20 protein-coding genes are annotated in these 25473 nt (G+C 63.8%); 10 read left to right on the forward strand and 10 right to left on the reverse strand.

All coding sequences use genetic code 11. The features are described 5' to 3' along the window. Positions 1 to 18: 18 nt before the first annotated feature. From coaBC to F7R19_RS05560, 4 genes are all read right to left on the reverse strand, one after another. The gene (gene coaBC / locus F7R19_RS05545) at positions 19 to 1218 is read right to left on the reverse strand and encodes a bifunctional phosphopantothenoylcysteine decarboxylase/phosphopantothenate--cysteine ligase CoaBC (protein ID WP_150979598.1); all 1200 of its coding nucleotides are present in this window, start codon (positions 1216 to 1218) and stop codon (positions 19 to 21) included. A 212-nt stretch (positions 1219 to 1430) separates the two neighbouring features. After that, positions 1431 to 1967, reverse strand: a complete 537-nt coding sequence (gene lspA / locus F7R19_RS05550; RefSeq protein WP_150979599.1) for a signal peptidase II — start codon at positions 1965 to 1967, stop codon at positions 1431 to 1433. Then, complete coding sequence (gene ileS, locus F7R19_RS05555) at positions 1967 to 4846, reverse strand: isoleucine--tRNA ligase (protein WP_061952875.1); 2880 nt, start codon at positions 4844 to 4846, stop codon at positions 1967 to 1969. Before ileS ends, lspA begins: the two co-directional genes overlap by 1 nt. A 117-nt stretch (positions 4847 to 4963) precedes the next feature. Next, positions 4964 to 5953 carry a bifunctional riboflavin kinase/FAD synthetase gene (locus F7R19_RS05560; RefSeq protein WP_150979600.1) on the reverse strand — a complete coding sequence of 330 codons (990 nt, stop codon included), beginning with the start codon at positions 5951 to 5953 and terminating at the stop codon, positions 4964 to 4966. Between the two features lie 285 nt (positions 5954 to 6238). On the opposite strand from F7R19_RS05560, the gene F7R19_RS05565 reads away from it, so the two are divergent. After that, the gene (locus F7R19_RS05565) at positions 6239 to 8026 is read left to right on the forward strand and encodes an ATP-binding response regulator (RefSeq protein WP_061952871.1); all 1788 of its coding nucleotides are present in this window, start codon (positions 6239 to 6241) and stop codon (positions 8024 to 8026) included. 147 nt (positions 8027 to 8173) lie between these two features. On the opposite strand, the gene F7R19_RS05570 is transcribed toward F7R19_RS05565, so the two are convergent. Beyond that, entirely contained in the window at positions 8174 to 8833 is a 660-nt protein-coding gene (locus tag F7R19_RS05570; protein WP_150979601.1) for a response regulator, read from the reverse strand. A 237-nt stretch (positions 8834 to 9070) separates the two neighbouring features. On the opposite strand from F7R19_RS05570, the gene purN reads away from it, so the two are divergent. The 6 genes from purN to nadC all read left to right on the forward strand — a co-directional run bounded on the left by purN (position 9071) and on the right by nadC (position 16180). Continuing rightward, positions 9071 to 9730: a phosphoribosylglycinamide formyltransferase gene (gene purN / locus F7R19_RS05575; RefSeq protein WP_061952867.1), complete on the forward strand. Its 660-nt coding sequence runs from the start codon at positions 9071 to 9073 to the stop codon at positions 9728 to 9730. After that, positions 9727 to 11118, forward strand: coding sequence for an RsmB/NOP family class I SAM-dependent RNA methyltransferase (locus F7R19_RS05580; RefSeq protein WP_061952865.1), 1392 nt, complete (start codon positions 9727 to 9729; stop codon positions 11116 to 11118). Before purN ends, F7R19_RS05580 begins: the two co-directional genes overlap by 4 nt. Before the next feature lie 27 nt (positions 11119 to 11145). Continuing rightward, the gene (locus F7R19_RS05585; RefSeq protein WP_150979602.1) at positions 11146 to 12501 is read left to right on the forward strand and encodes a mechanosensitive ion channel family protein; all 1356 of its coding nucleotides are present in this window, start codon (positions 11146 to 11148) and stop codon (positions 12499 to 12501) included. Between the two features lie 331 nt (positions 12502 to 12832). After that, positions 12833 to 14023, forward strand: coding sequence for a DesA family fatty acid desaturase (locus F7R19_RS05590; RefSeq protein ID WP_061952960.1), 1191 nt, complete (start codon positions 12833 to 12835; stop codon positions 14021 to 14023). Between the two features lie 142 nt (positions 14024 to 14165). Then, positions 14166 to 15320 (forward strand): quinolinate synthase NadA, encoded by a 1155-nt coding sequence (gene nadA / locus F7R19_RS05595; RefSeq protein ID WP_150979603.1) that lies wholly within the window; start codon positions 14166 to 14168, stop codon positions 15318 to 15320. Continuing rightward, positions 15317 to 16180 (forward strand): carboxylating nicotinate-nucleotide diphosphorylase, encoded by an 864-nt coding sequence (gene nadC, locus F7R19_RS05600; RefSeq protein ID WP_061952859.1) that lies wholly within the window; start codon positions 15317 to 15319, stop codon positions 16178 to 16180. The genes nadA and nadC overlap by 4 nt, the downstream gene beginning before the upstream one ends. 542 nt (positions 16181 to 16722) lie before the next feature. Here the strand turns inward: nadC and F7R19_RS05605 are convergent. Then, positions 16723 to 18720 carry a two-partner secretion domain-containing protein gene (locus F7R19_RS05605; protein ID WP_150979604.1) on the reverse strand — a complete coding sequence of 666 codons (1998 nt, stop codon included), beginning with the start codon at positions 18718 to 18720 and terminating at the stop codon, positions 16723 to 16725. A gap of 13 nt (positions 18721 to 18733) precedes the next feature. Next, a complete protein-coding gene (locus tag F7R19_RS05610; protein ID WP_170292556.1) occupies positions 18734 to 20374 on the reverse strand; it encodes a ShlB/FhaC/HecB family hemolysin secretion/activation protein in 1641 nt (546 codons plus the stop codon). Here F7R19_RS05610 and F7R19_RS29665 point away from each other — a divergent pair. Continuing rightward, on the forward strand, positions 20373 to 20633 hold the full coding sequence (locus F7R19_RS29665) for a hypothetical protein (protein ID WP_170292557.1): 261 nt from the start codon (positions 20373 to 20375) through the stop codon (positions 20631 to 20633). The genes F7R19_RS05610 and F7R19_RS29665 overlap by 2 nt on opposite strands. A 207-nt stretch (positions 20634 to 20840) precedes the next feature. Here F7R19_RS29665 and nadB read toward each other — a convergent pair whose 3' ends face one another. The 3 genes from nadB to rpmB all read right to left on the reverse strand — a co-directional run bounded on the left by nadB (position 20841) and on the right by rpmB (position 23063). After that, on the reverse strand, positions 20841 to 22460 hold the full coding sequence (nadB, locus tag F7R19_RS05615) for an L-aspartate oxidase (RefSeq protein WP_061952853.1): 1620 nt from the start codon (positions 22458 to 22460) through the stop codon (positions 20841 to 20843). Between the two features lie 185 nt (positions 22461 to 22645). Next, the gene (rpmG, locus tag F7R19_RS05620; protein ID WP_008644909.1) at positions 22646 to 22816 is read right to left on the reverse strand and encodes a 50S ribosomal protein L33; all 171 of its coding nucleotides are present in this window, start codon (positions 22814 to 22816) and stop codon (positions 22646 to 22648) included. A 13-nt stretch (positions 22817 to 22829) separates the two neighbouring features. Beyond that, positions 22830 to 23063 carry a 50S ribosomal protein L28 gene (rpmB, locus tag F7R19_RS05625; RefSeq protein ID WP_008644908.1) on the reverse strand — a complete coding sequence of 78 codons (234 nt, stop codon included), beginning with the start codon at positions 23061 to 23063 and terminating at the stop codon, positions 22830 to 22832. A gap of 407 nt (positions 23064 to 23470) precedes the next feature. Between rpmB and F7R19_RS05630 the strand changes: the two genes are divergently transcribed. Together F7R19_RS05630 and ispH are read left to right on the forward strand one after the other, a co-directional pair. Further along, positions 23471 to 23974 (forward strand): FKBP-type peptidyl-prolyl cis-trans isomerase, encoded by a 504-nt coding sequence (locus tag F7R19_RS05630; protein ID WP_223505842.1) that lies wholly within the window; start codon positions 23471 to 23473, stop codon positions 23972 to 23974. Then, positions 23974 to 24966, forward strand: coding sequence for a 4-hydroxy-3-methylbut-2-enyl diphosphate reductase (gene ispH, locus F7R19_RS05635; RefSeq protein WP_061952849.1), 993 nt, complete (start codon positions 23974 to 23976; stop codon positions 24964 to 24966). Before F7R19_RS05630 ends, ispH begins: the two co-directional genes overlap by 1 nt. Positions 24967 to 25473: the final 507 nt, after the last annotated feature.

The following is a 25473-nucleotide window of genomic DNA, read 5'->3' on the forward strand; positions in this document are numbered from 1 at the left end:
CGGCACGCAATAAGGACGTTATGTGGACTTGCGCGGCAGCCGCTGGCCGATGGCGTTGATGAGCTGGCGCGCCAGGGAAAGCTTGTCGGCGCGAGGCAGGCGCGTCATGCCGTGGCTATCGAAAAGCACGATCTCGTTGTCATCGAGACCGAACGTATGGTGTCCGATATTGCCGACCAGCAGCGGCACGCCCTTGCGTTGGCGTTTCTGTTCGCCGTACTGCTCCAGGTTCTCGCTCTCGGCAGCAAAGCCAACGCAGTAGGGCGCGTCAGCACGCGCGGCCACGGCCGCCAGGATGTCTGGGTTCTGTACGAACTGCAGCGTGGGCGTGTCGCTGTCGTTGGCTTTCTTGAGCTTTTGCTGCGCGACTGCGGCGGGCCGCCAGTCGGCCACGGCAGCCACGGCGATGAACACGTCGACCTCGCGCAACTGGGCCATCACCGCATCGTGCATCTGCTGGGCGCTGCGCACATCGGTCCGCACCACGCCGCGAGGTGTGCCGAGCGCGGTCGGCCCGGCCACCAGCAGCACCTCGGCGCCGGCCTCGCGCGCGGCGCGGGCAATCGAGAACCCCATCTTGCCCGACGACAGATTGGTGATGCCGCGCACCGGATCGATTGCCTCGAAGGTCGGGCCCGCCGTGATTAGTACGCGCTTGCCGGCAAGCGGCTTCGGCTGGAAGAACGCAATGAGATCCTCAACGATTTCTTCCGGTTCGAGCATCCGGCCGTCGCCGATTTCGCCGCAGGCCTGGTCGCCGGTTCCCGGCCCCAGAATCGCCACGCCGTCAGCGCGCAGTTGCGCGGCATTGCGCTGGGTGGGCGCGGCGGCCCACATCTGGCGATTCATCGCGGGCGCGACCAGCAGCGGGCATTCGCGCGCGATGCACAGCGTGGTGAGCAGGTCGTCGCACAGCCCGTTGGCGACCTTGGCCAGAAAGTCGGTGGAAGCCGGCGCGATCAGGATGGCGTCGGCCTCGCGCGAGAGGTCGATATGCGCCATGTTGTTGTCCACGCGCGCATCCCATTGCGAAAGGAATACCGGTCGGCCGGACAGCGCCTGCATCGTGACGGGCGTGATGAAATGCGTCGCCGCCTCGGTCATCGCCACCTGTACGGTGGCGCCGGCCTTGGTCAGAAGCCGGACCAGTTCGGCCGACTTGTAGCAGGCAATGCCGCCGGTGAGGCCAAGAACGATGTGCTTGCCGCGCAAATCCATGGGGAACGCTCTCGAGGAAACTTGAGTTCCGCATGATACCGCTGGCGCGATGGATGTGCCGGGCAGGCGTGGGCCGCCGGAGCGCGCCAGAGGTGGACCGGGAAAGTTGCTGCCGGAAGAAACGAAAAAGGGGAGAACGGGAAGGCGGAGATTGCCGGCGGCAAGAATTTGCCGTCAATCACCGCCGTCAATCAACGCCGACGATGTCGCCGTCAGTGCCGGCGAACGCGCCGTAACTCGTCGACGATCAGCAGGACCGCGCCTACCGTGATCGCGCAATCGGCGACATTGAACGCCGGAAAATGCATGTTGCGCAGGTGGAAATCGAGAAAGTCGATCACGTGACCGTAGATGACACGGTCGACCACATTGCCCACCGCGCCGCCAAGAATCAACGACACCGCCAGACAGAACAGCTTCTGGCCCGTATGGCGATACAGCAGCCAGACGATGAAGCTGCCCACCGCGACGCCCAGCACCGTGAAGAACCAGCGCTGCCAGCCGCCCGCGTCGGCAAGGAAGCTGAACGCCGCGCCCTTGTTCCAGACCAGCACGAGATTGAAGAAGCTCGTGACCGGGCGCGATTCACCGTACTGGAACGAGCGCGAGATCAGGATCTTGAAGAACTGGTCGATCATGACGACCAGCAGCGCAAAGGCCATCCACAGCCACGGCGTGACGTTGCTTTTGCCCTTGCCCTTGCTGCGCACCGGAGTTGAGCGCGCGGAGCGCGTGGAAGACGTTGCCATCAGGCGTGGCTCCTATGTTCACCGGCGCCAAACAGGTTGCTGTCGCAGCGGCCGCAAATCGTCGGGTGCTCGGGGTTGTGGCCGACATCGGCGCGATAGTGCCAGCAGCGCTCGCACTTGGCATGCTGCGAAGGCGTGACGGTCACCATCAGATCGCCGCCTTCCGGCGCCGGCGTGACCTTGGCGGCCGACGTCAGCAGCACGAAGCGCAAATCGTCCTCCAGGCTTTGCAGTGCGCTCAGCACCGGGCCGCCCGCGGCAATCGTGACTTCCGCCTGCAGCGACGATCCGATATCGCCCTCGGCGCGTACGGCTTCCAGCTGGCGCGTGACCTCGGCGCGCACGGTGCGGATCTCGTGCCACTTCATCAGCAGGTTGTCCGCATCGTCCACCGACGGGATGTCGTAGTAGGTGCTCGTAAAGATCGTGTCCGTGTGTTCGGTGCCGTGCGCGAAGATCTGCCAGGCTTCCTCGGCCGTGAACGACAGGAACGGCGCCATCCAGTGCAGCATCGCCTGCGTGATGTGGTACAGCGCATTCTGCGCGGCGCGGCGCGCCTTCGAATCGGCTGCCGTGGTGTAGAGGCGATCCTTCAGCACATCGAGGTAAAAGCCGCCCAGGTCTTCGGAGCAGAACGTCTGCAGCTTGGCCACCACCGGGTGGAATTCGTAGGCCTGATAGTGCGACAGGACTTCCTTTTGCAGGCGCTCGGTCAGCGCCACTGCGTAGCGGTCGATCTCAAGCCATTCCGACGCCGGCAGTGCGTCGCGGGCGTGGTCGTAGTCCGTCAGGTTGGCCAGCAGGAAGCGCAGCGTGTTGCGGATGCGGCGATAGCCTTCCACCACGCGCTTGAGGATCTCCTCCGAGATCGACAGCTCGCCCGAGTAATCGGTCGACGCCACCCACAGCCGGATGATTTCGGCGCCCATCTTGTTCGAGATGTCCTGCGGCGCGACCGTGTTGCCGACCGACTTCGACATCTTGCGGCCTTCGCCGTCGACCGTGAAGCCGTGCGTGAGCAGCGCCTTGTACGGCGGCTTGCCATACAGCATCGATGCGGTCAGCAACGACGAATGGAACCAGCCGCGATGCTGGTCCGAGCCTTCCAGGTACAGGTCCGCCAGACGGCCGTCAGGGGTGTCGGCCGACGGATCGTAGAGTTCGTCGCGGTGCGATCCGCGGATCACGGTCCAGTGGGTCGTGCCCGAATCGAACCAGACGTCGAGCGTGTCGCGGTTCTTTTCGTACTGCGCGGCTTCGTCGCCGAGCAATTCCTTGGGGTCGAGCGATTGCCATGCCTCGATGCCGTGCTGTTCGACGCGCTTGGCCACTTCCTCGAGCAACTCGGGTGTGCGCGGGTGTAGCGCGCCGGTTTCCTTGTGCACGAAGAACGCCATCGGCACGCCCCATTGGCGCTGGCGCGACAGCGTCCAGTCCGGGCGGTTGGCGATCATGTTGTGCAGGCGCTGCTTGCCCCACGACGGATAGAACTCGGTGGCCTCGATGCCCGCCAGCGCGGTCTCGCGCAGGGTCGGGCCGTTGTCGGCCGGATCCACGTCCATGCCGGCAAACCACTGCGACGTAGCGCGATAGATGATCGGCGTCTTGTGACGCCAGCAGTGCATGTAGCTGTGTTCGTACTTATGGGCGTTGAACAGGTTGCCCGAGGCGCGCAGCACCTCGACGATCTTCGGGTTGGCATCCCAGATCGACAGTCCGCCGAACAACGGCAGCGTGCTGGCGTAGACGCCATCGCCCATCACTGGGCTGATGATGTCCGCATCGGGCATGCCGTGCGCCTTGCATGACTGGAAGTCTTCCACACCGTAGGCCGGCGCCGAATGGACGATGCCGGTGCCAGTGTCGGTGGTCACGTAGTCGCCCAGGTAGACCGGCGACGTGCGCGCGTATCCCGCGTCCATCTTGGCAAGCGGGTGATGGAAGCGCACTTCGGTCAACGCATCGCCGCGCGCGGTGGCCACGATGGTGCCTTCCAGCGCGTAGGTTTTCAGCTGCTCCTCGACGCGATCCTTGGCCAGGATCAGGAAGCCGCGCGGCGTGTCGACCAGCGCGTATTCCACTTCCGGATGCATGTTCAATGCCTGGTTCGACGGAATCGTCCAGGGCGTGGTGGTCCAGATCACGATCCAGCCCGGCTTGCCTTGCAGCTGCGCCAACGGCACGTGGAACGCATGGGCCAGCTTGTCGAGTTCCGCGAACGGGAAGCCGACATCGATCGACAGATCGACCTTGTCCTTGTACTCGACTTCCGCCTCAGCCAGTGCCGAACCGCAGTCGAAACACCAATTCACGGGCTTCAGGCCGCGGAACACGTAGCCTTTCTCCATGATCTTGCCCAGCGCACGCAGCTCGTCGGCTTCGTTGCTGAAGTTCATGGTCAGATAGGGATTGTCCCAGTCGCCCAGCACGCCCAAGCGTTCGAAATCCTTCTTCTGGCGGGCGATCTGTTCCGTCGCGTAAGCGCGCGCCTTGGCCTGGACTTCCTGCACGGGCAGGCCCTTGCCGAACTGCTTTTCGATCTGGATTTCGATCGGCATGCCATGGCAGTCCCAGCCCGGCACGTAGACGGCGTCCAGGCCGGTCAGGCCGCGCGCCTTGATGATCATGTCCTTCAGGACCTTGTTGACCGCATGGCCGATGTGGATGTCGCCGTTGGCATACGGCGGGCCGTCGTGCAGCACGAACTTCTTCGCGCCCTTGCGCGCCGCGCGGATCTTCTTGTAGATCTGCTTGTCCTGCCACTGCTTGACCCACAGCGGCTCGCGCTTGGGCAGGTCGCCGCGCATCGGGAACGGCGTGTCCAGCAGGTTGACCGAATACTTGCTTTTTTCAGGCTTGGCGCGTTTGTCGTCTGACATGTTCGATTCTCAGGGCAATTCGTGAGGCGCGGCCGGTAGATGACCGCCGCGCGCGTGTCGGTTTCGGAGCAAGGCAGGGCGGGCCCCGGCGGCGCGCATCTGGCGAGCCGCCGGCCGCTAGCTAATTCGATCCGTAGCGGAAGTGGCAAAGTCGCGCCGGCCGCCGCTCGCGCCCGGCGAGGCGATGCCGAAGAACGCACGCGCGTCCTCGGCATCCTTGGCGATCGCGGCGGTGAGGGCGTCCAGCGAGTCGTAGCGCATCTCGTCGCGCAGCTTCTTCATGAATTCCACCCGGACCAGCTTGCCGTAGAGGTTTTCATTGATGTCGAAAAGATGCACTTCCAGCAGCACGCGGCCGGCGTCTTCCACCGTGGGGCGTACGCCGATGCTTGCCACGCCTGGCAGCGGATGCTCGGCAAGGCCATGCACCTGCACCACGAAGATGCCATTGACGGCCGGGCGCTTGTGCGAAATCTTCAGGTTCAGCGTCGGGAAGCCGAGATTGCGGCCGAGCTTGCGTCCATGGATCACATGGCCGCTGATCGCGTAGCCGTGGCCCAGCAGGCGACGCGCGTGTTCGAGATCGCCATCGCCCAAGGCCTGGCGCACCGCCGAGCTGGAAATACGGATGCCGCCCTCGGACACCGAACCCATTTGCTCGACATCGAAGCCGAATTGGCGGCCCGCGTCCTGCAGATAGGCAAAGTCGCCCGCGCGCCTGGCGCCGAAACGGAAGTCGTCGCCCACCAGGATCCACCGCGCGTGCAGCCCGTGCCAGAGGACGTTTTCGACGAAGGCCTGCGGCGATTGCGCGGCGAAGTGGGCGTTGAAGTGCTCCACGACCACGCGATCGACGCCATTGCGGCGCAGGGCGTCGAGCTTGTCGCGCAGCAGGGCGATGCGGGTCGGGGCGTGTTCGGGGGAGAAGAATTCCCGCGGATGCGGCTCGAACGTCATCACGCACAGCGGCAGGCCGCGCGCGTCGGCGGCGGCGCGCGCGCGCGCCAGCAGCGACTGGTGGCCGCGATGCACACCGTCGAAATTACCGATGGTGAGCGCGCAGGGCGCCCGGCTTTCGGCGTTGGGCAGGCCGCGGAAGACTTTCACGAGGACGGCGGACGAGCGTTTTAGGGAAAGCGAGCATTATAAGGCGAATGGCCACACTTGCCGCCCGATTGGCAGTTTCCCCGGCGCCGGCGTGGTGCCGGTGTTGGTCGGCTGCCCACAAATGGCGAATTTGTGGCCGATCCGCCCACCCGGTAATGGCGCAGCGCCGCAAAAATCGGCATGATATGCGCGATTCAGAACAAAAACCGCGCGAATACTGCAACGGTTGCCGCCGAGACGCGGCTCCTTCAGCCGATTGTCGTCGCCTTACATGCCAGGCCACACTTGAACGCGCTGCTCAACAAGATCCTGCCGCCCGGTCCGCAATTGGACACCGAGACACGGGCCAAGCTGCTGGCCACCGTGCACCGGGTGTCGCCCACGGCCATCGCATCGTCCGTCCTGCTGCCGGCGCTGACCGCCTGTGCCTTCTGGAATCACGCCAGCCACGCCGCGTTGCTGGCGTGGTGCGCGATCATGCTGATGCTCACCGCGGGCGGCAGCTGGTTCTACTTCGGCTACCAGCGGGACATCGGCAAAATGAGCCGCTCGGCGCACACGCGCAAGTGGTGGAACAACATGCGCGCGATTGCCTTTCTCACCGGCCTGACGTGGGGAAGTTCGGCGCTGCTGCATCTGTACACCAACTCCGTGGTGTTTTCGAGCGTGCTGTACTTGCTGACGCTGGGCGTGCTGGCGGGCGGCGCCACTTCGCAATCGCCCATCCCGTCCAACCTGGTGTTTGCCGGCGTGCCGATCCTGGTGCCCAACATCATGCTGGCCGACTTTGCGTTCCCGCAGCACGGCGGCTTCGTGCAGATCCTGCTGGTGATCTACGCGCTGATGCTGGCGCGCCATTCGCTGAATTTGCAGCACACGCTGGTGCGGGCCATCCAGCTGGAATCGGAAAGCCGGCGGCTGGCAAAACAGTTCCAGGAAGAAAAGGAGCGCGCGCTGCACGCCAGCGAGGAAAAATCGCGCTTCCTGGCCGCCGCCAGCCACGATCTGCGCCAGCCCGTCCACGCGCTGGTCATGCTGGTGGAAGCGCTGCGCGCGCGCAACCAGTCGAGTTCGCTGCATCCTCTGGTTGAGCAGGTGGCCGCCGGCACGCAGACCATCGATTTGCTGTTCCGCTCGCTGCTCGACCTTTCCAAGCTCGAGGGCCGCAAGGTGTTACCGACGCTGGAGCCCTGCGAACTGAACGCGCTGATCCACGACGTGATGAGCCAGTTTGCCGCCGATGCGCGCGAAAGCGGGCTGACGCTGACCCCGCGTGTGCCCGACGAGCTTTACGCGATGGCCGAACCGGTGCTGTTGCGGCGGGCGCTGTTCAATCTCGTGCAGAACGCGCTGCGCTATACCAAGCGCGGCGGCATTCTGGTCACCGCGCGCCAGCGTCGCAAACATGTGCGCGTCGAAGTGTGGGACACCGGCGCCGGCATCACGCCCGAGCATCTGCCGGAGATCTTCTCGCCGTACTACCAGGTGCATAACCCCCAGCGCGATCCGTCGCAGGGACTCGGCCTGGGCCTGGCGATCTTCAAGGAATGCGTGCGCCTGATGCGCGGGACGTATGGCGTGCGTTCGGTGCCGGGCAAGGGCTCGGTATTCTGGTTTGCGCTGGCTCCCGTGCCGGCCGAAACCGTGGCCAGCGTGCGCGCCATGCGCGCCAATGCGCGGGCCGAGGATGCGCGCCAGGACCGCCTGCGCGGCACGGTGCTGGTGGTGGACGACGACAGCCAGATCCGCAAGGCGTGGATCGCGCTGATGGAAGCGTGGGGAATCCGCGTGGCATGCGCCGCGCATGGCCAGGAAGCCGATGCGCTGTTCGCCAAGGGCCTGAAGCCGGACATCATCTTCTGCGACCTGCGCTTGCCCGGCAACGAAAACGGCCTGGATCTGCTGGAACGCTGGCAGACCACGCAACCGCAGGCGCGCAGCGCGCTGCTGACGGGCGACCTGAAATCGGCTGCGCTGCTGGCCGCCGAGGACGCCGGATACTTCGTGCTGCCCAAGCCGGTGGATCCGGCCAATCTGCGGATGTTGTTGCGGCGCTGGCTGCAACCAGCCTGACGCTGATAACTCTTGGCCTCGCGCACGGCGCAAAACCGGCAGCGCAGGCAAACGCCGCCATCGGCGCAGGCGCCGCGGGGCATCGTTGCAAGACGGAGTGGTAGAGCGGGGAAGCGGCGTGGTGTTCCGCCGCTGCCGCGACGCGCGTTACTGCCGCAGGCGGAATCGCTCCATGCGCGACATCACCTGCATGCGCGTGCGCACGCGCAAGCGTTGCAGGATGGCCGAAACGTGTTCCTTGACGGTGTTTTCCGTCAGCCCCAGCTTGCGCGCGATGACCTTGTTCGGCAGGCCTTCCAGCACCAACGCCAGCACCGAGCCCTGGCGCGGCGTCAGGCCCAGTTCGGCGGGCGTGACAGGAATGCCATGGGCCGGGCCGAACGATTGCGATCGGCCGGACAGGGCCTCGTCCGACGGAAAGCTCGTATCGCCGGCCAGCACCTTGCGTACCGCGGCGGTGAAGGCGTTGGCGTCCAGATGCTTGCCGACGAAACCGCAGGCGGACAGCGCGCGGGCGCGTCCCACGATTTCCGGTGTGGCTTCGGCGGACATGAAGATAAAGCGCGCGGCCGGAATCACGGTCTTGAAGGCCTGCATGGCATCGAAGCCAGTGCCGTCATTAAGCCAGATATCAAGCAGCACGATATCGGGACGAAGTCCCTGATTCAGCGTATGGAGAGCCTCCTTGGCGCTACCGGCAGCGTGGACTGCGACGTCGGGCATCACCTCCGCAAGAAATGCGGTGGTGCCGGAAAGAGCCATAGGATGATCATCGACCACCAACAGAGTCGGTGCAGCGTTCGACATGCGTATTCCCGTCTAATTTCCCGTTTCGTCCTTGTTGTCACCGTCTTCTGGAGAAGCAGCGCGTGGACGTAGGACCCACTCTAACAGAGCGGGGTGCGCGTCACAATCCATGGCACTTGGGTATTTCGCGTTGCATTTGAACGTGAAAACGTTGCCCGGTGTACGTTTCGGGGTAATTAAGTGCCTAATGCGTACGGTTTGCGGGCGTTTACCCTGCGGCGCGGTAGAATCGCGGCGATGAAAAATATTGTCATATTGATTTCCGGGCGCGGCTCCAACATGGAAGCGATCGTCCGGGCCTGCGCAGCCGAGCGATGGCCGGCGCGCGTGGCGGCGGTGCTGTCGAACCGGCCCGACGCTTCGGGCCTGAAATTCGCTGCCGACCATGGCATTGCCACGGGCGTGGTGGACCACAAACAGTTTGCCGATCGCGCCAGTTTCGACGCCGCGATGCGCGACGCGATCGACGCCTATCAACCGGATCTGGTGGTGCTGGCCGGCTTCATGCGTATTCTCACGGCGGAATTCGTGGCCCATTACGCGCAGCGGATGCTCAATATCCATCCGTCGCTGCTGCCGAGTTTCCCCGGCATGCATACGCACCGCCAAGCGCTGGAGGCAGGCGTGAAACTGCACGGCGCCACGGTGCACTTCGTTACGCCGGAACTCGATCACGGCCCGATCGTGATACAGGCCGCGCTTGATGTTCTGCCTGGCGACACGCCTGAGTCGCTGGCCGATCGTTTGCTCGATAGCGAACATGTCATTTACCCGCGCGCTGTGCGCTGGTTCGTCGAGGATCGTCTGCACGTGCAGCGCGGTATCGTTCAAGTTCAACCGGCCGAGCCCCAATGGTTCATGGCCAACTCGCCCGCAACGGCAGGAAAACAGCCATGAGTCGCAATTCCGCAACACCCCAGGACAATCGCCAGCGTTCGCGTGGCAGCAAAGGCAAGGGCAGTCCGATTCGTCAGCCCCGAGCACATGGCGCAGACGCCACGCCGCGCACGCCGGGCGGGCTGCAGGCTTTCCATCTGCAGCACATCGACCGGCTGCTGGGCAAGGTGCTGCTGTTCGCGCGGCCCGCCGATGCGGTGGTGAGCTTTTACTTCCGTGAAAATAGCAAACTCGGCCACCGCGACCGCGGAATCATCGCAGAAGCAATTTTTGCCGTGTTGCGTCGACGCGTCGAATTTGGTCAATTTGCCGAAAGTGGCACGGGGTCGGCCACGCGCCGCCTGGCTCTGCTCGGTCTTGCCGCAACGCTGGGGCGCGACACGCTGTCGCCGTTCCTCTATCCGGACGAAGCCGAGTGGCTCGATCGCCTGACGACGATCGAGCGCTCGAGCCTGGCGCCGCGCGTGCGCGCGAACCTGCCCGAATGGCTTTACGACGATCTCGTCGCGCGGCACGGCGAAGCGTTCACCGCCGCGCTGGGCGATGCGTGGCTGCGTCCGGCGCCCCTGGATCTGCGGGTGAATACCGTGAAGGTGTCGAAGGAAGAGGCGCTGGCCGAACTGACCAACGCCGGCATCGCGGCCGAGCCGACGCCCATGGCGCCCGATGGCATCCGGCTCAAAGGCAAGCCCGCGCTGAACCAGCTGCCGCTGTTCATCAACGGCGGTGTCGAGGTTCAGGACGAAGGCAGCCAGTTGCTATGTCATCTGCTGGCGCCGCGCCGCGGTGAAATGGTGGTCGACTTCTGCGCGGGCGCGGGCGGCAAGACGCTGGCGCTCGGCGTGGCCATGCGATCGACCGGTCGGCTCTACGCCTTCGATGTGTCGGAAAAACGCCTCGCCAATCTGAAGCCGCGCCTGGCGCGCAGCGGGCTGTCGAACGTCCATCCGGTGCTGATCGATTCGGAGCGCGACGCCAAGGTCAAGCGCCTGGCCGGCAAGATCGACCGCGTGCTGGTCGACGCGCCGTGCAGCGGACTTGGGACATTGCGTCGCAATCCCGATCTCAAATGGCGTCAGTCGCCGGAATCGGTAGTCGAGCTGACGGCCAAGCAGGCGGCGATCCTTGAGGCGGCCGCAAAGCTGGTGAAGGGCGGCGGTCGCGTGGTCTACGCCACGTGCAGCGTGCTGGAAGCCGAAAACGAAGCGATCGTGCGCGACTTCCTCGCCAAGAACGAAAACTTCCGGCTCGTGCCGGTGGCTGAGGTGCTGGCCGAGCAGAAGATCACGGTGCCAGAATTGCCGGCCGAAAGCGGCATGCTGGCGCTGTTCCCGCATATCCACCAGACCGACGGCTTCTTCGCCGCGGTCTTGGAGCGGACGCGTTAAGCGCGGATCTGGACAGAAAGCGAACCGATGAATCCGAACGCGTTGGCGGCGCTGACCCAGTCCCATTCGGTACTGGGCCGCATGCTCGATGACCTGATCCACGACACCAACGGCCAGGGCTTCTTCTGGCAGATCGGCGTGCTGGCGGCGTGTCTGGTCATTGCATGGCCACTGGCGCGTCAGGTGGTCAAGCGGCTCGAAGCGCGACACGCGTCGTCGAGCTTCGCGCTGCGCTTTGCAACGGTCAGCCTGGAACGCGCCATGTTCCCGTTGTTCGGCTGGCTGCTGGTACTGGCCGCGCGCTACGGCCTCGCGCCCTTTGCCTCGGTCAGCGTGCTGCGGCTGGCGCTGGTGCCGCTGTTCGGCATCGCGGCGCTTTATGTTGCGTTCTACATCCTGCGGCGCGGAATGTCCGCCACAGGCCAGTTGCACGGCATGCTGGTGCTGGTGGAGAAGGTGCTGACCACGACGGTGTGGATCGCCATGGCGCTGTATGTGGTCGGCGTGCTGCCCGATGTCATCGCCTGGATGGAAAGCATGCGCTTTTCGGTAGGCGGCAAGCACCCGATCAGCGTGGCCGACGCACTGTTGGGCGTGGTGTGGATTCTGCTCACCGTACTGGTGGCGATGTGGTTCGGGTCGTGGCTCGAAGACCGTCTGATGGGCGCACCCACCCTCGACGCGAACCTCAAGGTGGTGTTGACGCGCATTTCCAAGGCGCTGCTGCTGCTGGTGTCGCTGCTGCTGAGCCTGTCGCTGGTGGGGATCGACCTGACCGTGCTGTCGGTGTTCGGCGGCGCGCTCGGCGTGGGTCTTGGTCTGGGTTTGCAGAAGATCGCCAGCAATTACATCTCGGGCTTCATCATCCTGCTCGATCGCTCGGTCAAGTTGGGCGACCAGATCACGGTGGACAAGTACACGGGCATCGTGTCGCAGATCCGCACGCGCTACACGGTCGTGCGCAACGGCGATGGCGAGACCCTGGTGCCGAACGAGCAACTCGTGGCGCAGTCCGTGCAAAACCATTCGTTCTCGGGCACCAATGTCCGGGTGGCGGTGCGGGTGCAGGCCGACTACGCATCCGACCCCGAAGTAGTCATCGGCCTGCTGCAGGATTGTGTGCGCGATATTCCACGTGTGCTGCCCGCTCCTCAGCCTTCGGCCTTTCTCGTGGCCTTTGCCGATAGCGGCATCGAATACGAAGTCGCGGTCAATATCGCCGATCCCCAAAACGGCAAGCTGGGCGTCCAATCGGCCATGAATCGCGCGATTTGGCGCACGTTCCAGCAACATGGCGTGTCGATCCCCTATCCGCAGCGCGAACTCCGCGTCTTGAACGAGGCGCCCACATCACTCCCGGCTGGCCCGCAAGCGGCAAGCTGACGCGCGAACGAAGTCGTTCCGGCATCACCTGCGGGAACGAAGTTCAACAGAGTGCATCAAAGTGGGGGAAAAAGCGGATGTCTACCCTGTTGCGATTCGGTACAATGCCGGGTTGTCGCGGGTGTATACCGACATCCTGCAGCCCCACACCAGACAACCGCCAGATTGCAGCGGTTCGTACCTCGGCCCGGCTCCCTGCCACTTTCGCAGGATTGCGCCAGCGCCAGAAAGCTATCGCAATCGCTGACTTCGCAGGCCTTTTTCTGCGCGACAGGTGCGCCCCACGCTGGTGGCGCGCTGCAACCATTCGTTTTACGACGGAGAACATAGTTTGTTCGACATTATTCTTGACTGGGCCGCGAACGGCCTTGCCAATTGGTCCTGGTGGGAGATCGTGATCTACACGCTCGTGATGACGCACATCACCATCGCAGGCGTGACCATCTTCCTGCACCGCTGCATGGCGCACCGGTCGCTGGATCTGCATCCGATTGCCCAGCATTTCTTCCGTTTCTGGCTCTGGCTGACCACGGGCATGGTGACCAAGGAATGGACCGCCATTCACCGCAAGCATCACGCCAAGTGCGAAACCGAAGACGATCCGCATAGCCCGCAGACGCGCGGCATCCGCAAGGTGCTGCTGGAAGGCGCCGAACTGTATCGCGCGGAGGCCAAGAACACCGAAACGATCAGCAAGTTCGGCCACGGCACGCCCAATGACTGGATCGAGCGCAATCTGTATTCGCGTTTCACCTGGCAGGGCGTGGGCCTGATGTTGATCATCGACCTGGCGTTGTTCGGCCTGGTCGGCATGTCCGTGTGGGCCGTGCAGATGCTGTGGATCCCGATCCATGCCGCCGGCATCATCAACGGCCTGGGCCACTTCTGGGGCTACCGCAACTACGATTGCGAAGACGCGTCGACCAATGTGTCGCCGTGGGGCTTCATCATCGGTGGCGAAGAGCTGCACAACAACCACCACACGTATCCGACGTCGGCCAAGTTCTCGATCAAGTGGTACGAAATCGACGTGGGCTGGTGGTATATCCGCGCGATGCAGTCGGTGGGCCTGGCAAAGGTCAAGAAGACGCCGCCCAAGGCCCGCCTGGTGGAAGCCCGGCCCGTGGACCACAACACGCTTGAAGCGATCATCGCCAATCGTTACGACGTGATGGCCCGCTACGCCAAGGCGCTGAAGTCCGCATATCGCGCCGAGCTGCGCAAGCACAAGGAAGGCCGTTCGCCCGAGTACAAGAGCTACAAGCCGGCGCGCAAGTGGTTCCATCGCGAGGAAGTGAAGCTCGCGGCGCCGCAGCGCCAGCAGCTTGCCAGCATCACCGAGCAGAACAAGATGCTGCACACGTATGTGGAAATGCGTCGCGAACTGGCCGTGATCTGGGGCCGTTCGAATATGACGCGCGAGCAACTGTTGGCCCAGCTGCAAGCGTGGTGCCACCGCGCTGAAGCGAGCGGCATCCAGGCTTTGCAGGACTTTTCGCTGCGCCTGCGCCGGTACGCCTGATACAATCGGCAGCGCGCCCGTCATGGCTACAAAGCCCCGCCCCAGGCGGGGCTTTTCTTTTCGCTACACTCCCCCATGTTTCCGGCACAGACCGCGCAGTTGAGCGCGGCAGCCGATGGGCGCCCCGAGGAGTACTGCACAAATGACCCCACAAACGATCAAGACTGTCGAGTTCGAAAAGCCGAACTTGGCGGATGCCGAACATGCCGACGGCGGCAGCTGCGTTGCCCATGCGTGGGCCAAGGTGCCTCCCGTGCTGTCGCCCGACGAACGCAGCGCCCTCAAGGACCGGATCCGCAAGCTTCTGAAAGCGCGCAATGCGGTGCTGGTGGCGCACTACTACGTCGATGCAGATCTGCAGGACCTGGCCGAGGAAACCGGCGGTTGCGTGTCCGATTCGCTCGAAATGGCGCGCTTCGGACGGGACCATGCGGCGCAGACGCTAGTGGTAGCGGGCGTGCGTTTCATGGGGGAAACCGCCAAGATTCTCAGTCCCGAGAAGACCATCCTGATGCCTGATCTGGATGCCACCTGCTCGCTCGACCTCGGCTGCCCGGCGGACGAATTCACTGCGTTTTGCGATGCGCATCCCGATCGCACCGTGGTGGTCTATGCCAATACGAGCGCTGCCGTGAAGGCGCGCGCGGACTGGATGGTCACGTCGAGTATTGGGCTGAAGATCGTCGAGCATCTGCACGCGCGCGGCGAAAAGATCCTGTGGGCCCCGGACAAGCACCTCGGCAGCTACATCCAGAAGCAGACCGGCGCCGACATGCTGCTGTGGCAGGGCTCGTGCCTGGTGCATGACGAATTCAAGGGCATCGAACTGGATCTGCTGCGCCGCGAACATCCGCGCGCCAAGATCCTGGTGCACCCGGAATCGCCGGCCAATGTGGTCGAGCAGGCCGATGTGGTGGGCTCGACCAGCCAGTTGATCGCCGCGGCCCAGCAACTCGACGCCACCGAATTCATCGTCGCCACCGATAACGGCATCCTGCACAAGATGCGCATGGCCGCACCCGGCAAGCTGTTTATCGAGGCGCCGACGGCTGGCAACAGCGCGACATGCAAAAGCTGCGCGCATTGCCCGTGGATGGCGATGAATGCGCTCGGCAATCTCGCCGAAGTGCTGGAATCCGGCCGCAACGAAATCCACGTCGATGCGGACATTGGTCGACGCGCTGTTACGTGTATCGACCGTATGCTCGACTTCGCCGCGCAGCAGAAGGCCAATGTAAGGCCTGCCGCGGATCTCGCAAAGGAATCGGCGTTGTTTCAGGGAGTGGGTCCGGCATGAGCGTGAATTCGGTATTCGACAGCTACGGCCCGGCGTTGCGCGCCGCGCTGGAAGCCAACGTCAACGCGGCCATTGCCGAGGATGTGGGAAGCGGAGATCTGACCGGCCTGCTGATCCCGGCCGACAAGATTGTGCAGGCACGCGTGATCGTGCGTGAAAACGCGGTGCTGTGCGGCCAGCCGTGGTTTGAAGCGTGCATGGCGGCCGTCGATACGCGGCTGCAGGTTCGCTGGCGCATGGAAGAGGGCGCGCGGATGGCGCCTGACGACGTGGTGTGCGAAATTACCGGCCCCGCGCGCGCATTGTTGACGGCCGAACGCCCGTCGCTGAATTTCCTGCAGTTGCTTTCGGGCGTGGCCACGGCGACGCGCCGATATGCCGACCTGATTGCCGATACGCGCGCACGTGTGCTCGACACGCGCAAGACGCTGCCAGGCCTGCGTCTGGCGCAGAAATACGCGGTCAGGATTGGTGGAGGCGAGAACCAGCGCCTTGCCCTTTACGACGGCATTCTGATCAAGGAAAACCATATCGCGGCGGCTGGCAGCATCACGGCGGCCATGCGCGCGGCGCTGGCGCTCGACAGCGATGCGACCGTGCAGATCGAGGTCGAATCGATTGCCGAACTGGAAGAAGCGTTGAACGCTGGCGCGGTTTCGGTGTTGATCGACAACTTCACGATCGACATGATGCGCGAGGCCGTTGAGATCAATCGTGGACGCGCGCTGCTGGAAGTTTCGGGGGGCGTGAACTACGACACGATCCGTGCGTATGCTGAAACCGGCGTGGATCGCATTTCGGTAGGCGCGCTGACCAAGGACGTGCGCGCCACGGACTACTCGCTGCGCATCGTCGGCTAGCAACTGTTGGGAATCGCTGCGTATCCGCGTTTCGCGAATGCTTGTCGCGAATGCGTATGGGTCGATTTCGATTGACGGGAGTGGCGCGCGGATACGCCTTGGGCCGCGCAGCCGATCGCGCATCTTGGGGTGAGCCTGGACGTTGAAACCGCCGTCCCGCCGGCCGTCGATCAGAAACAGATCGAAAGAGAATTCGATCAAAAGATGGTTCGAACAAGATCGTTCGAACATCGAAAGAACCCGAAAAGGTAATTCGCGCCCATGGAGAATCTCATGGGCGCGAACTTCAATGCAGGTTTTGGCGGAGGTGCGCGGATTTCACTTCATGCGGCCCGGATATGGGGCCGACCTTCGCGCGCCAGGGCGTGACGATCAATTGTCAAACCCGGACGGCCACACCATTTTCCGGCTCAAGGCATGGCTTGCGGTTGTGCCTTGAGCAATGGCTGCCACCTTCACCAGCGCGGGCCGCCGCTGTCTATGCGGAGCCCGCGAGATCGCTGCGGTCTCGCTTGGCGCTTCCATCTGCGCCGTGCGATTGTTTAGAGCTTGGTAGTCGATGAGATAGACGGCAGCGTCGGCAGCGGCTTCGGCGTAATCGTCGGCAGCGTCTGGCTCGGCGGCACGATCTCGGCGACCGTCGGTTCCACGATCATTTGGGGAATCGGTTGGGGGAACGCTGGAACCATCGCCAGCACGGGCTCGACCGCTGTGGTCACTGGCACGAAAGCCACTGCCGGGAGGGGCGCTGGCTCAAGCGGAGTGAACGTAGGCGCCGTTGGCATTTCCGGCATCGGGGGCATTGGCGCGAATCCCGTCAGCAAATTTGCGTCGTTGCCCGGGTTGCTTGGCACTACCGTCCAGCCCGCGGCGTCAGCGTCGATCTGCGCTTGCCTGGCGGCCTTTTGCGCCTCGTATTCGGCCTGTTTTCGTGCGTTGTACTCGGCCACCGCGGCCCATTCGGCTTCGCGTTCGGCGTCGGCTTGCGCACGTGCCTGAGCTTCAGCGTCGAACTGTGCTTGGCTGGCCGCCTGCTCGGCGGCTTTTTGCGCCTCGTACTCGGCCTGCTTTTGCGCGTTGTACTCGGCCCATTCGGCTTCGCGCTCGGCGTCGGCTTGCGCACGTGCCTGAGCTTCCGCCTCGGCGCGTGCCTTTTCGGCGGCCATCCGCGCCTCGTACTCGGCCTGTTCTTGGGCCTGGCGTTCGCGCCATTCCGCCTCCGCCGCAGCTTGCTCTTCGGCTGCCTTGGCAGCCGCTTCGGCTTGCGCTACCTCTGCCGCCTTATCCGCTGCCTCCTTTTCCGCACGTGCCTGTGCTTCTGCCTCGGCGCGCGCGATAGCGGCAGCCTTTTCCGCTTCGTGCTCGGCGTCGGCCTGGGCGCGTTTCGCCGCTTCGTCGGCTTCGCGGGCGGCGCGCTCTTCTGCCGTCTCGATATGCGGACGGTAGGTTGCCTGCTCTACCAGCGCATCCAGCTTGCGTTGCTTCGCGTTATCTGTCAGGCGCGCCTCGGCTTCCGGCGACCAGCCTTTTGCGCGATGCGATGCTTCTGCGTCGGCGCGCATATCGTGCCGGGTGCGCTCGTACAGCTGCGCTTCATCGGCCTGGCCCTTGTAGTGTTCCGTCCGAACGTCGTAGCCCGCGCCTTCCGAATGCGAAATGCCTTGGCCGACGTGGGTGAGCTCAGCGCCGAACATCTCGACGCCCAGGCCGCCGTCGCCGGCCCAGATCGTGCCGGCATTGTTGACACCCAGGCCATACTCGGAGCCTTCGAGCAAGATCTTGTTGGCGTACATGCCGCCAAGTTCGGACACATCGAGCGCGACCGTCGGCTTCGTGCCTGCGGCGTCGTAGGTGAGCTTGCTTTGGAAATTGCCGTCGCTGTCCGCTTCGAACTCCGTGCCGTTCAACGAGTGAATATCCCAGCCCTTCACGGCGGCGTTGATCAGCGTGGCGCGCGAGAGCAGGTTCAGCTGCGCGGTGCCGACGTTCATGCCTTCGCCATCGATAGAGATCGTGGCCGGCTGTGCGCGGCTGGTATCGACGGTGAATGCCAGCGCGCCGTCCGCCGTGGGCGTATAACGCGCCGCTGCCAGCGTGACGACGGGTGCGTTGATGGTGTTGCAGCCATTGCACGAGATGCCGGCGGCGTTGGCGATGACCAGATGCGCCGGAGCGCCTGCAACTTCCATCGCGCCATTGAGCTCGGATGCCTTGCTCGACGACACGTCGGCGACGATGACCTTGGCAGCCTTGCCGCCCAGGTTGGCGTTTGCCGCCAGTTGGCCAGCCAGTTGGCTTGCGCCGGCTGCGGTCAGGTTGTTGAACACGACGCCGTTCTGGTCGACGTTGAACTGGCTGAACGTATTGTGAGAAATTCCGCGGGCATTGGCGCCGGCGATATTGATGACCGGGGTATTGCCCGCGTTGCCGACCTGCGTCTGGCTGCCGCTGGGAACGATGCCAGGCGCGGCATGGGCGCTCGCCGCGGCGAAAACCGCCAAAGCAGCGGAGCTGATGATGCGTAGTCTGAATTCAGACATATGGTTGACTTCCTTATAGTGTGAGGCTCAGCTGTGCACTGAGCACGAAAGGATCGGCATTCAACTGCGTGGGAGCCCACAGCGGGGTACCGATCGAAAGGGAGGCGTTGAGGCGCCGGTATGAGGCGGACACGCCGAGCGCGGCGCCCACTACGTTGCCGCCGGAACGGGGTTCGCCTTCCACGGGAACCACGCGCCCGGCATCGAGGGCAACCGTCAGCGCCACGTTGCCCTGGCCCCATGGCGCGGGCGAAGTCCAGTTGAGTTCGTTGCGCAGGTAGGCGCCGGTGTCGCCAAAGAGATAGGCGTCGCGGAAACCGCGCACAGATGTGTCGCCGCCGATGGATACGCGTTCGCTGCCGAATAATGGCGATCGGCTCCACTGGCCGTAAGCCGAGGACAGCCAGGACAGGCGCGGGGAAATCTGCGTGTAGAGGCTGGCGCTCAGCGCGGCTTTGCGAAAGTCCGCGGGCGCGCCGCCACCGGCGCTCAAGTCCGCCGTGTAGTGGGGAATGCTCTGCGTCAGCTTCGGACCGAGTGTCAGATAGCTCTTGCTTCCCAGGCGCGTGGCGAAGTTGATGCCGGCCTGCACGGCCGCCACACGCTCCGAGCTGTAGTCCAGCCGGAATTCGTCGAGGTAGGTGTTGCCCGTGTAGTGCGAAAACGCGAGAAACCCGTCGGTTTTCTGCCTGCCATTGCGCGAAAGGATGCGCGACGCCTCGACACGATGGCTGACCGTGTGGCCGTGATAGCTCAAGGTGAAGTCGTCGATCGCGAACGGGATGGCGTAGTCGCCGACGCTGCCCGAATAGCTGAAGGTCCAGGGGCCGACCGGCAAGATCGCCGATGCGCCATAGTTGCGGCGAAACCGGTCACCGTCGACGGGCATGGTGCTGGTGGCGGAAAGGCTCAGTTGTTCGGCCAGGCCGAGGCCGTTGTTGAGCGACAGGATTGCGCCCGCCTGGTCCTTGCCGGTGCTTTCCTGGCCGGTGTTGTCCAGGCTGAAGGCCGCATGGAGGGCCGGCGATACGTCGCCGCTCAGGACTACATCGGAATACCCCTCGGTTGGTGCCGCGCGCACCGCAACTTGCACGCCGTCCCTGGCCACGCGCTCGATCTGCTCGACGCCCTGTTCGATATCGCGCAGGTTCAACGGGTTGCCTGTCATGCCGGCGAACGCCATGCGCGCGGCGCGGTTTGCCGCGTTGTCGCCGCCGGAAAATTTGACGCTTGCCGTGCGGCCTTCCACGGCGGCGATGATCATGTGCCCGGGATCGGCGCTGTTCTGTGGCGGCAACCAGGCGTGACTGGTGATGTAGCCGTTGGCGACGTACCAGTCGTTGATCTCGTCCAGCATGCGCGCGACGGCTACCTTGCCGAGGCAATGCCCGGCGGCTTGCGCGGAAATCTGCTCCTTGAGCGATGCGGGCACCAGCGCTGCGCCGCGAAACTCCACATCGCGCACCTCCATGCACGGGCCGTCAGCGGGAGCCGCGTCGTCAGGCGACGCGCGCCGGGCGGGCGCGGGCGATGTCTGGCGCTGCTGGTCCAGGCTTTCCCGCTGTTCGCGGGCCTGGTCGAGCATGCGTTTTTGCTGCTGATCCTGAAGGTTGCGATCGACCGGAACGGGAACGCTCAGTGCGAAGCACGGCATGCAGGTCGCCATCAGCAGCGCGAACGCACTCAAGCGCATGCCAGGTGCCTTGTCGGCTGGCGCGGCTGACAGCTGGTTTGCTGGGATCCCTGCCTCTGAACATGAGGGGCCGCGCAGGGAAAAGGCCGGAAAGCGGGATGACATCACTGGCTCGCATTGGCTGATCGAGGCTTCCCCGAAAATCCGCTTTTCATGGAGGATTGGCGGAGGGATCTGCGCCCGGAAGCAGCTGAAACGCGAATTCTGCGTGGCAGTCTGATCGATAGAAATCGCTGTTCCGCGAATGTGATGGCGTGCTTGGCGCGGTTGCTGATCTTGTGCCGGCTCCTGCCGGCGATACGCCCTCTACGCGCGGAATTTCCGAACGTAGAACGCAAAAAAGGTCTGAGGCGCGCTAGGCGAGCCTCAGACCTTTCGGATTGTCAGTGCGACGATTCTGCTTCGACTAATTTTGTCGGCGGCGCATCTAGCGCTGGGCCTTGTGCTGGCGATGCCTTGCGGCCCGGCCCGTCAGCGGCTGAAGCACGGTTGGTAGTGCCTTGGGCAGCGTTTCGGGATAGTCGCGGCTGAAATGCAGGCCGCGGCTTTCGTGGCGTGAATACGCGCTGTCGACGATCATCGACGCCACTTCGACCAGATTGCGCAGTTCCAGCAAATCGCGCGTGACGCGGAAGTTGGCGTAGTACTCGGCGATTTCCTCGCGCAACAGGCCAATGCGATGCTGGGCGCGTTCCAGCCGTTTGTCGGTGCGAACGATGCCGACGTAGTTCCACATCATGCGCCGCAGTTCGTCCCAGTTGTGCGAGACGACCACTTCCTCGTCGGCATCGGAAACGCGGCTTTCATCCCAGGCGGGCAGCGTAATGTCCGGCGCGCCGGCCTTGCCGTGCGCTGCGATGTCCGCGGCGGCGGCGCGGCCAATCACCATGCATTCGAGCAGCGAGTTGGACGCCAGGCGATTGGCGCCATGCAGCCCGGTGCAGCCGGTTTCGCCTACGGCGTACAGGCTGCCTATGTCGGTGCGGCCCGCGGTATCGGTGACCACGCCGCCGCAGGTGTAGTGCGCCGCCGGCACGACCGGGATCGGCTCGCGTGCGATGTCGATACCGAGCTCCAGGCAGCGGGCATGGATGGTTGGGAAGTGTTCCTTCAGAAATGCTTCCGGCTGGTGCGTGATATCGAGATAGACGCAATCGAGGCCGCGTTTTTTCATCTCGAAGTCGATTGCGCGCGCCACCACGTCGCGCGGCGCCAGCTCGGCGCGGTCGTCATGCTCGGGCATGAAGCGCGTGCCGTCGGGCAATTTCAGCAAGCCGCCTTCGCCGCGCACCGCTTCGGAAATCAGGAACGACTTGGCGTACGGATGGTAAAGGCAGGTCGGATGGAACTGGATGAATTCCATGTTCGACACCCGGCAACCGGCGCGCCATGCCATGGCGATGCCGTCGCCGGTGGCGGTGTCCGGGTTGGTCGTATAAAGGTAGACCTTGCCCGCGCCACCGGCAGCCAGCACCGTGTGGGTTGCCGTGATGGTGCGGACTTCGCCGGAAGCCGCGTCGAGAACATAAAGACCGTAGCAGCGGTTACCCGCTAGGCCGAGCTTGGCCGATGTGATCAGGTCGATCGCGAACTGGTCTTCCAGGATCGTGATGTTGGGGTGCTTGCGCGCCTGGTCGGCCAGCGTGGTGACCACGGCGTGGCCGGTGGCGTCGGCCGCATGGATGATGCGGCGGCGGCTGTGTCCGCCTTCGCGCGTGAGGTGGAAGCCGAGTTCGGCGTGTTCATCGCGCGTGAACGGCACGCCGCGGTCGATCAGCCACTGGATGGCTTCGCGGCCGTGCTCGACGATGAAGCGCGTCGCTTCTTCGTCGCAAAGGCCCGCACCGGCCACCAGCGTGTCCTGGGTATGCTCATCGTGGCTGTCGCCCGAGTCGAGCACCGCGGCGATTCCTCCCTGGGCCCAGTCGCTAGCGCCGGTGGTCATGGCGCGCTTGCTGAGGATGACTACCCGGTGGGTGTCGGCCAGCTGCAGCGCGACGGTGAGGCCGGCCAGACCGCTGCCGACGATCGCGACATCGAAATTCATGGTGCAGGTGAATCGCTTTGGGGGCGAAAAGCGTTGGGAGGAAAGCTGGGAAGTCTACACCCGCTTGCCACACTGCTGACATCTTTCCCTTGTCTGACAAGGGTTGCGGCATGGGCCGCGGCGCGTTGTCCCAAATGCAAAAAGCCCCGCAAATGCGAGGCTTTTGGCTGAAGACCGTGGATCAATTACTTGATCTTGGTTTCCTTGTAAGGCACGTGCTTACGGGCGACGGGATCGAACTTCGAGATCTCCATCTTTTCCGGCATGGTGCGCTTGTTCTTGGTGGTCGTGTAGAAATGACCCGTACCTGCGGTCGATTCCAGCTTGATCTTGTCGCGTCCGCCTTTGCTGGCCATGGTGTACTCCTAATTAGACTTCGCCGCGTGCGCGCAGGTCTGCGAGCACGGCGTCGATGCCTTTCTTGTCGATCAGGCGCAGACCGGCGTTCGAGACGCGCAGGCTCACCCAGCGGTTTTCCGATTCAACGAAGAAGCGGCGGTTCTGCAGGTTGGGCAGAAAACGGCGCTTGGTCTTGTTGTTTGCGTGGGAAACGTTGTTGCCGACCATCGGCGCTTTCCCGGTCACTTGACAGACGCGTGCCATGAAGCACTCCTAAATCTTATTCGTGGACAATGTTCGCAACAGATCAACAAAAGGCGCGCGGGCCCGGACTGCAGCGGATTGGTACTTCAGCGAAACGAACATTATAGACCGGAAACGAGTGGCGAATCAATGCATTCCGATAGTTTCGGAAGGATGGTGTTGCGCCGTGCCGCCTGCGTCACGTTGCGGGACGCGCGAGCCTGAGTCTCAGGAAAGCCGGTCTTGCTATGGGCGTTGCGGGAACCGCAACGCGGGCGCCACTGTAAAGGCATGCCGGTGCGATGTCCAGTCCCGTTACGCGCCGGCGCGCCACACAAGCTGCGCCGATTTCCGACACGGCAGCGCAGGCGCCCCGGCGGGGGACGGTCCAGTCGAATACAATGGCGGCTGTTGACCGGTGGATTCCCATGACTTTCCCAAATATCGCCTCCGAAGCGGCGCCGGAAGCGGACCGCAGCGGCACGCCCGCGCGCAAGACCGTCCAGGCCGATTCCTTCCTGACGCTTCATTACAGCATCGCCCTCGAAAACGGCACCGAAGTCGTGAGCACGTTCGAGGAAAAGCCTGCCACGCTGCTGCTGGGCCAGGGGCAGCTCGCCCCGACGCTCGAACAGGCGCTGCTGGGCATGCCCGAAGGCGAGCGCATCACGTATCGTCTGGCGCCGGAGCACGCTTTCGGTCCGCGCAATCCTGAATTGCTGCAGTGGGTCTCGCTGGCCACGCTGCGCGAAAACAGCTCGTTCGAAGAGGAATACACGCCCGGCGATCTCGTCGAATTCAATGCGCCCGGCGGCGGCAAGTACGCTGGCGTGCTGAAGGAATACGGCGAGACCGCGGCACTCTTCGATTTCAACCACCCGCTGGCCGGACAGACGATCCTGTTCGACGTCCAGCTGATCGGAATTCTCTGATGTCCGCCGTGGCGATGGAACGCAGCATGACCGAACTCACTACATCTACCGACGCCGAAATCCTGATGGCGCAACCGCGCGGTTTCTGCGCGGGCGTCGATCGTGCGATCGAAATCGTCGAACGCGCGCTGTCCCTGTTTGGTGCGCCGATCTACGTGCGTCACGAAATCGTGCACAACGCCTACGTGGTAGCCGACCTGCGCAAGAAGGGCGCCGTCTTTATCGACGAACTGGACGAAGTGCCGGCCGGCTCGACGGTCATCTTCAGTGCGCACGGCGTATCCAAGGAAGTGCGCGCCGACGCGACGCGACGCGGCCTGACCGTGTTCGACGCCACTTGTCCGCTGGTGACCAAGGTGCACGTCGAGGTGGGCAAGATGCGCGCCGAAGGCTGCGAGATCATCATGATCGGCCACAAGGGACATCCCGAGGTGGAAGGCACGATGGGCCAGTCCGAGCAGGGCATGCTGCTGGTGGAATCGGTGGAGGACGTGAACCGGCTCGAAGTGGCCAATCCCGGACAGCTCGCCTATGTCACTCAGACCACGCTGTCGGTGGACGAGACCGCCGAGATCGTGGCGGCGCTGAAGGCGCGTTTCCCGCAGATCCGCGAACCCAAGAAGCAGGACATCTGCTACGCGACGCAGAACCGACAGGACGCCGTGAAGTTCATGGTGCCGCAAGTGGAGGTCGTGATCGTGGTGGGCAGCCCGAACAGTTCCAATTCGAACCGCCTGCGCGAACTCGCCGACCGTCTCGGCGTGCCGGCCTATATGGTCGACGATCCCGACCAGGTGAAGCCCGAGTGGGTCGCCGGCAAGCGCCGCATCGGCCTGACCGCCGGCGCGTCGGCGCCCGAAGCGCTGGCGCAGGCCATCGTCGAGCGCCTGCGCACCTTTGGCGTGAAGTCGGTGCGCGCGCTGGAGGGCGTGGAAGAGAACATGTCGTTCCCGCTGCCGCGTGGCCTCGCCAGCGTCTCCGTGCAGTCCTGACGCCCGCGCCGCTTCCCCGCGCACACCAGACGCCGCCGGCTTTGCCCGGCGGCGTTTTCATTTGGCAGACGCTTTCGATGCGCCGCCGCAGTTCGCCGTCGCGTGTCTTTCTCGCACGCACCTGACTGGTGCGACGGCTAATCCCTGCCTGCAGACATTCAAATCCCCGCAAGTAACCGCTGACCCGCTTTTCCTTTAATTATCGGTCGACAGCTGTAGTAACAGCCAGACAATATCAGGGTAATCCCCGAGAATCGGGTTTTCCCTATTATGGTGCGGCGCTACATTCTGCACATTAGAGCAGGCGTCCGGTTATTGAAATGAAATGCCTAATTAATACCAACGTATTATGTGTGAAGCCGGGACGGCCCGGATCGTGGCGCAGAATGCTCTTTCGGCCCTGTAGGCACGATTCTTGAAAGGGTAGCGGACGGGTCTGCCGAGTGGGCTTTGATTGCCCCAATCTGTGCATTGGGGAAATTCCCTAGCTCATTTGACGGGTAAATG

The sequence above is a fragment of the Cupriavidus pauculus genome (assembly GCF_008801835.1).
Classification (GTDB): domain Bacteria; phylum Pseudomonadota; class Gammaproteobacteria; order Burkholderiales; family Burkholderiaceae; genus Cupriavidus; species Cupriavidus pauculus.

What these genes read in the sequence shown, in the direction of transcription:
- F7R19_RS05580 (WP_061952865.1), top strand. Translation starts at nt 9,727, where the DNA reads ATGAGTCGCAATTCCGCAACACCCCAGGACAATCGCCAGCGTTCGCGT.
- nadB (WP_061952853.1), bottom strand. Translation starts at nt 22,460, where the DNA reads ATGAATTTCGATGTCGCGATCGTCGGCAGCGGTCTGGCCGGCCTCACC.
- F7R19_RS05570 (WP_150979601.1), bottom strand. Translation starts at nt 8,833, where the DNA reads ATGTCGAACGCTGCACCGACTCTGTTGGTGGTCGATGATCATCCTATG.
- F7R19_RS05605 (WP_150979604.1), bottom strand. Translation starts at nt 18,720, where the DNA reads ATGTCTGAATTCAGACTACGCATCATCAGCTCCGCTGCTTTGGCGGTT.
- ispH (WP_061952849.1), top strand. Translation starts at nt 23,974, where the DNA reads ATGTCCGCCGTGGCGATGGAACGCAGCATGACCGAACTCACTACATCT.
- F7R19_RS05585 (WP_150979602.1), top strand. Translation starts at nt 11,146, where the DNA reads ATGAATCCGAACGCGTTGGCGGCGCTGACCCAGTCCCATTCGGTACTG.
- lspA (WP_150979599.1), bottom strand. Translation starts at nt 1,967, where the DNA reads ATGGCAACGTCTTCCACGCGCTCCGCGCGCTCAACTCCGGTGCGCAGC.
- coaBC (WP_150979598.1), bottom strand. Translation starts at nt 1,218, where the DNA reads ATGGATTTGCGCGGCAAGCACATCGTTCTTGGCCTCACCGGCGGCATT.
- F7R19_RS29665 (WP_170292557.1), top strand. Translation starts at nt 20,373, where the DNA reads ATGCAGGTCGCCATCAGCAGCGCGAACGCACTCAAGCGCATGCCAGGT.
- F7R19_RS05630 (WP_223505842.1), top strand. Translation starts at nt 23,471, where the DNA reads ATGACTTTCCCAAATATCGCCTCCGAAGCGGCGCCGGAAGCGGACCGC.
- F7R19_RS05610 (WP_170292556.1), bottom strand. Translation starts at nt 20,374, where the DNA reads ATGCCGTGCTTCGCACTGAGCGTTCCCGTTCCGGTCGATCGCAACCTT.
- rpmG (WP_008644909.1), bottom strand. Translation starts at nt 22,816, where the DNA reads ATGGCCAGCAAAGGCGGACGCGACAAGATCAAGCTGGAATCGACCGCA.
- nadC (WP_061952859.1), top strand. Translation starts at nt 15,317, where the DNA reads ATGAGCGTGAATTCGGTATTCGACAGCTACGGCCCGGCGTTGCGCGCC.
- ileS (WP_061952875.1), bottom strand. Translation starts at nt 4,846, where the DNA reads ATGTCAGACGACAAACGCGCCAAGCCTGAAAAAAGCAAGTATTCGGTC.
- purN (WP_061952867.1), top strand. Translation starts at nt 9,071, where the DNA reads ATGAAAAATATTGTCATATTGATTTCCGGGCGCGGCTCCAACATGGAA.
- rpmB (WP_008644908.1), bottom strand. Translation starts at nt 23,063, where the DNA reads ATGGCACGCGTCTGTCAAGTGACCGGGAAAGCGCCGATGGTCGGCAAC.
- nadA (WP_150979603.1), top strand. Translation starts at nt 14,166, where the DNA reads ATGACCCCACAAACGATCAAGACTGTCGAGTTCGAAAAGCCGAACTTG.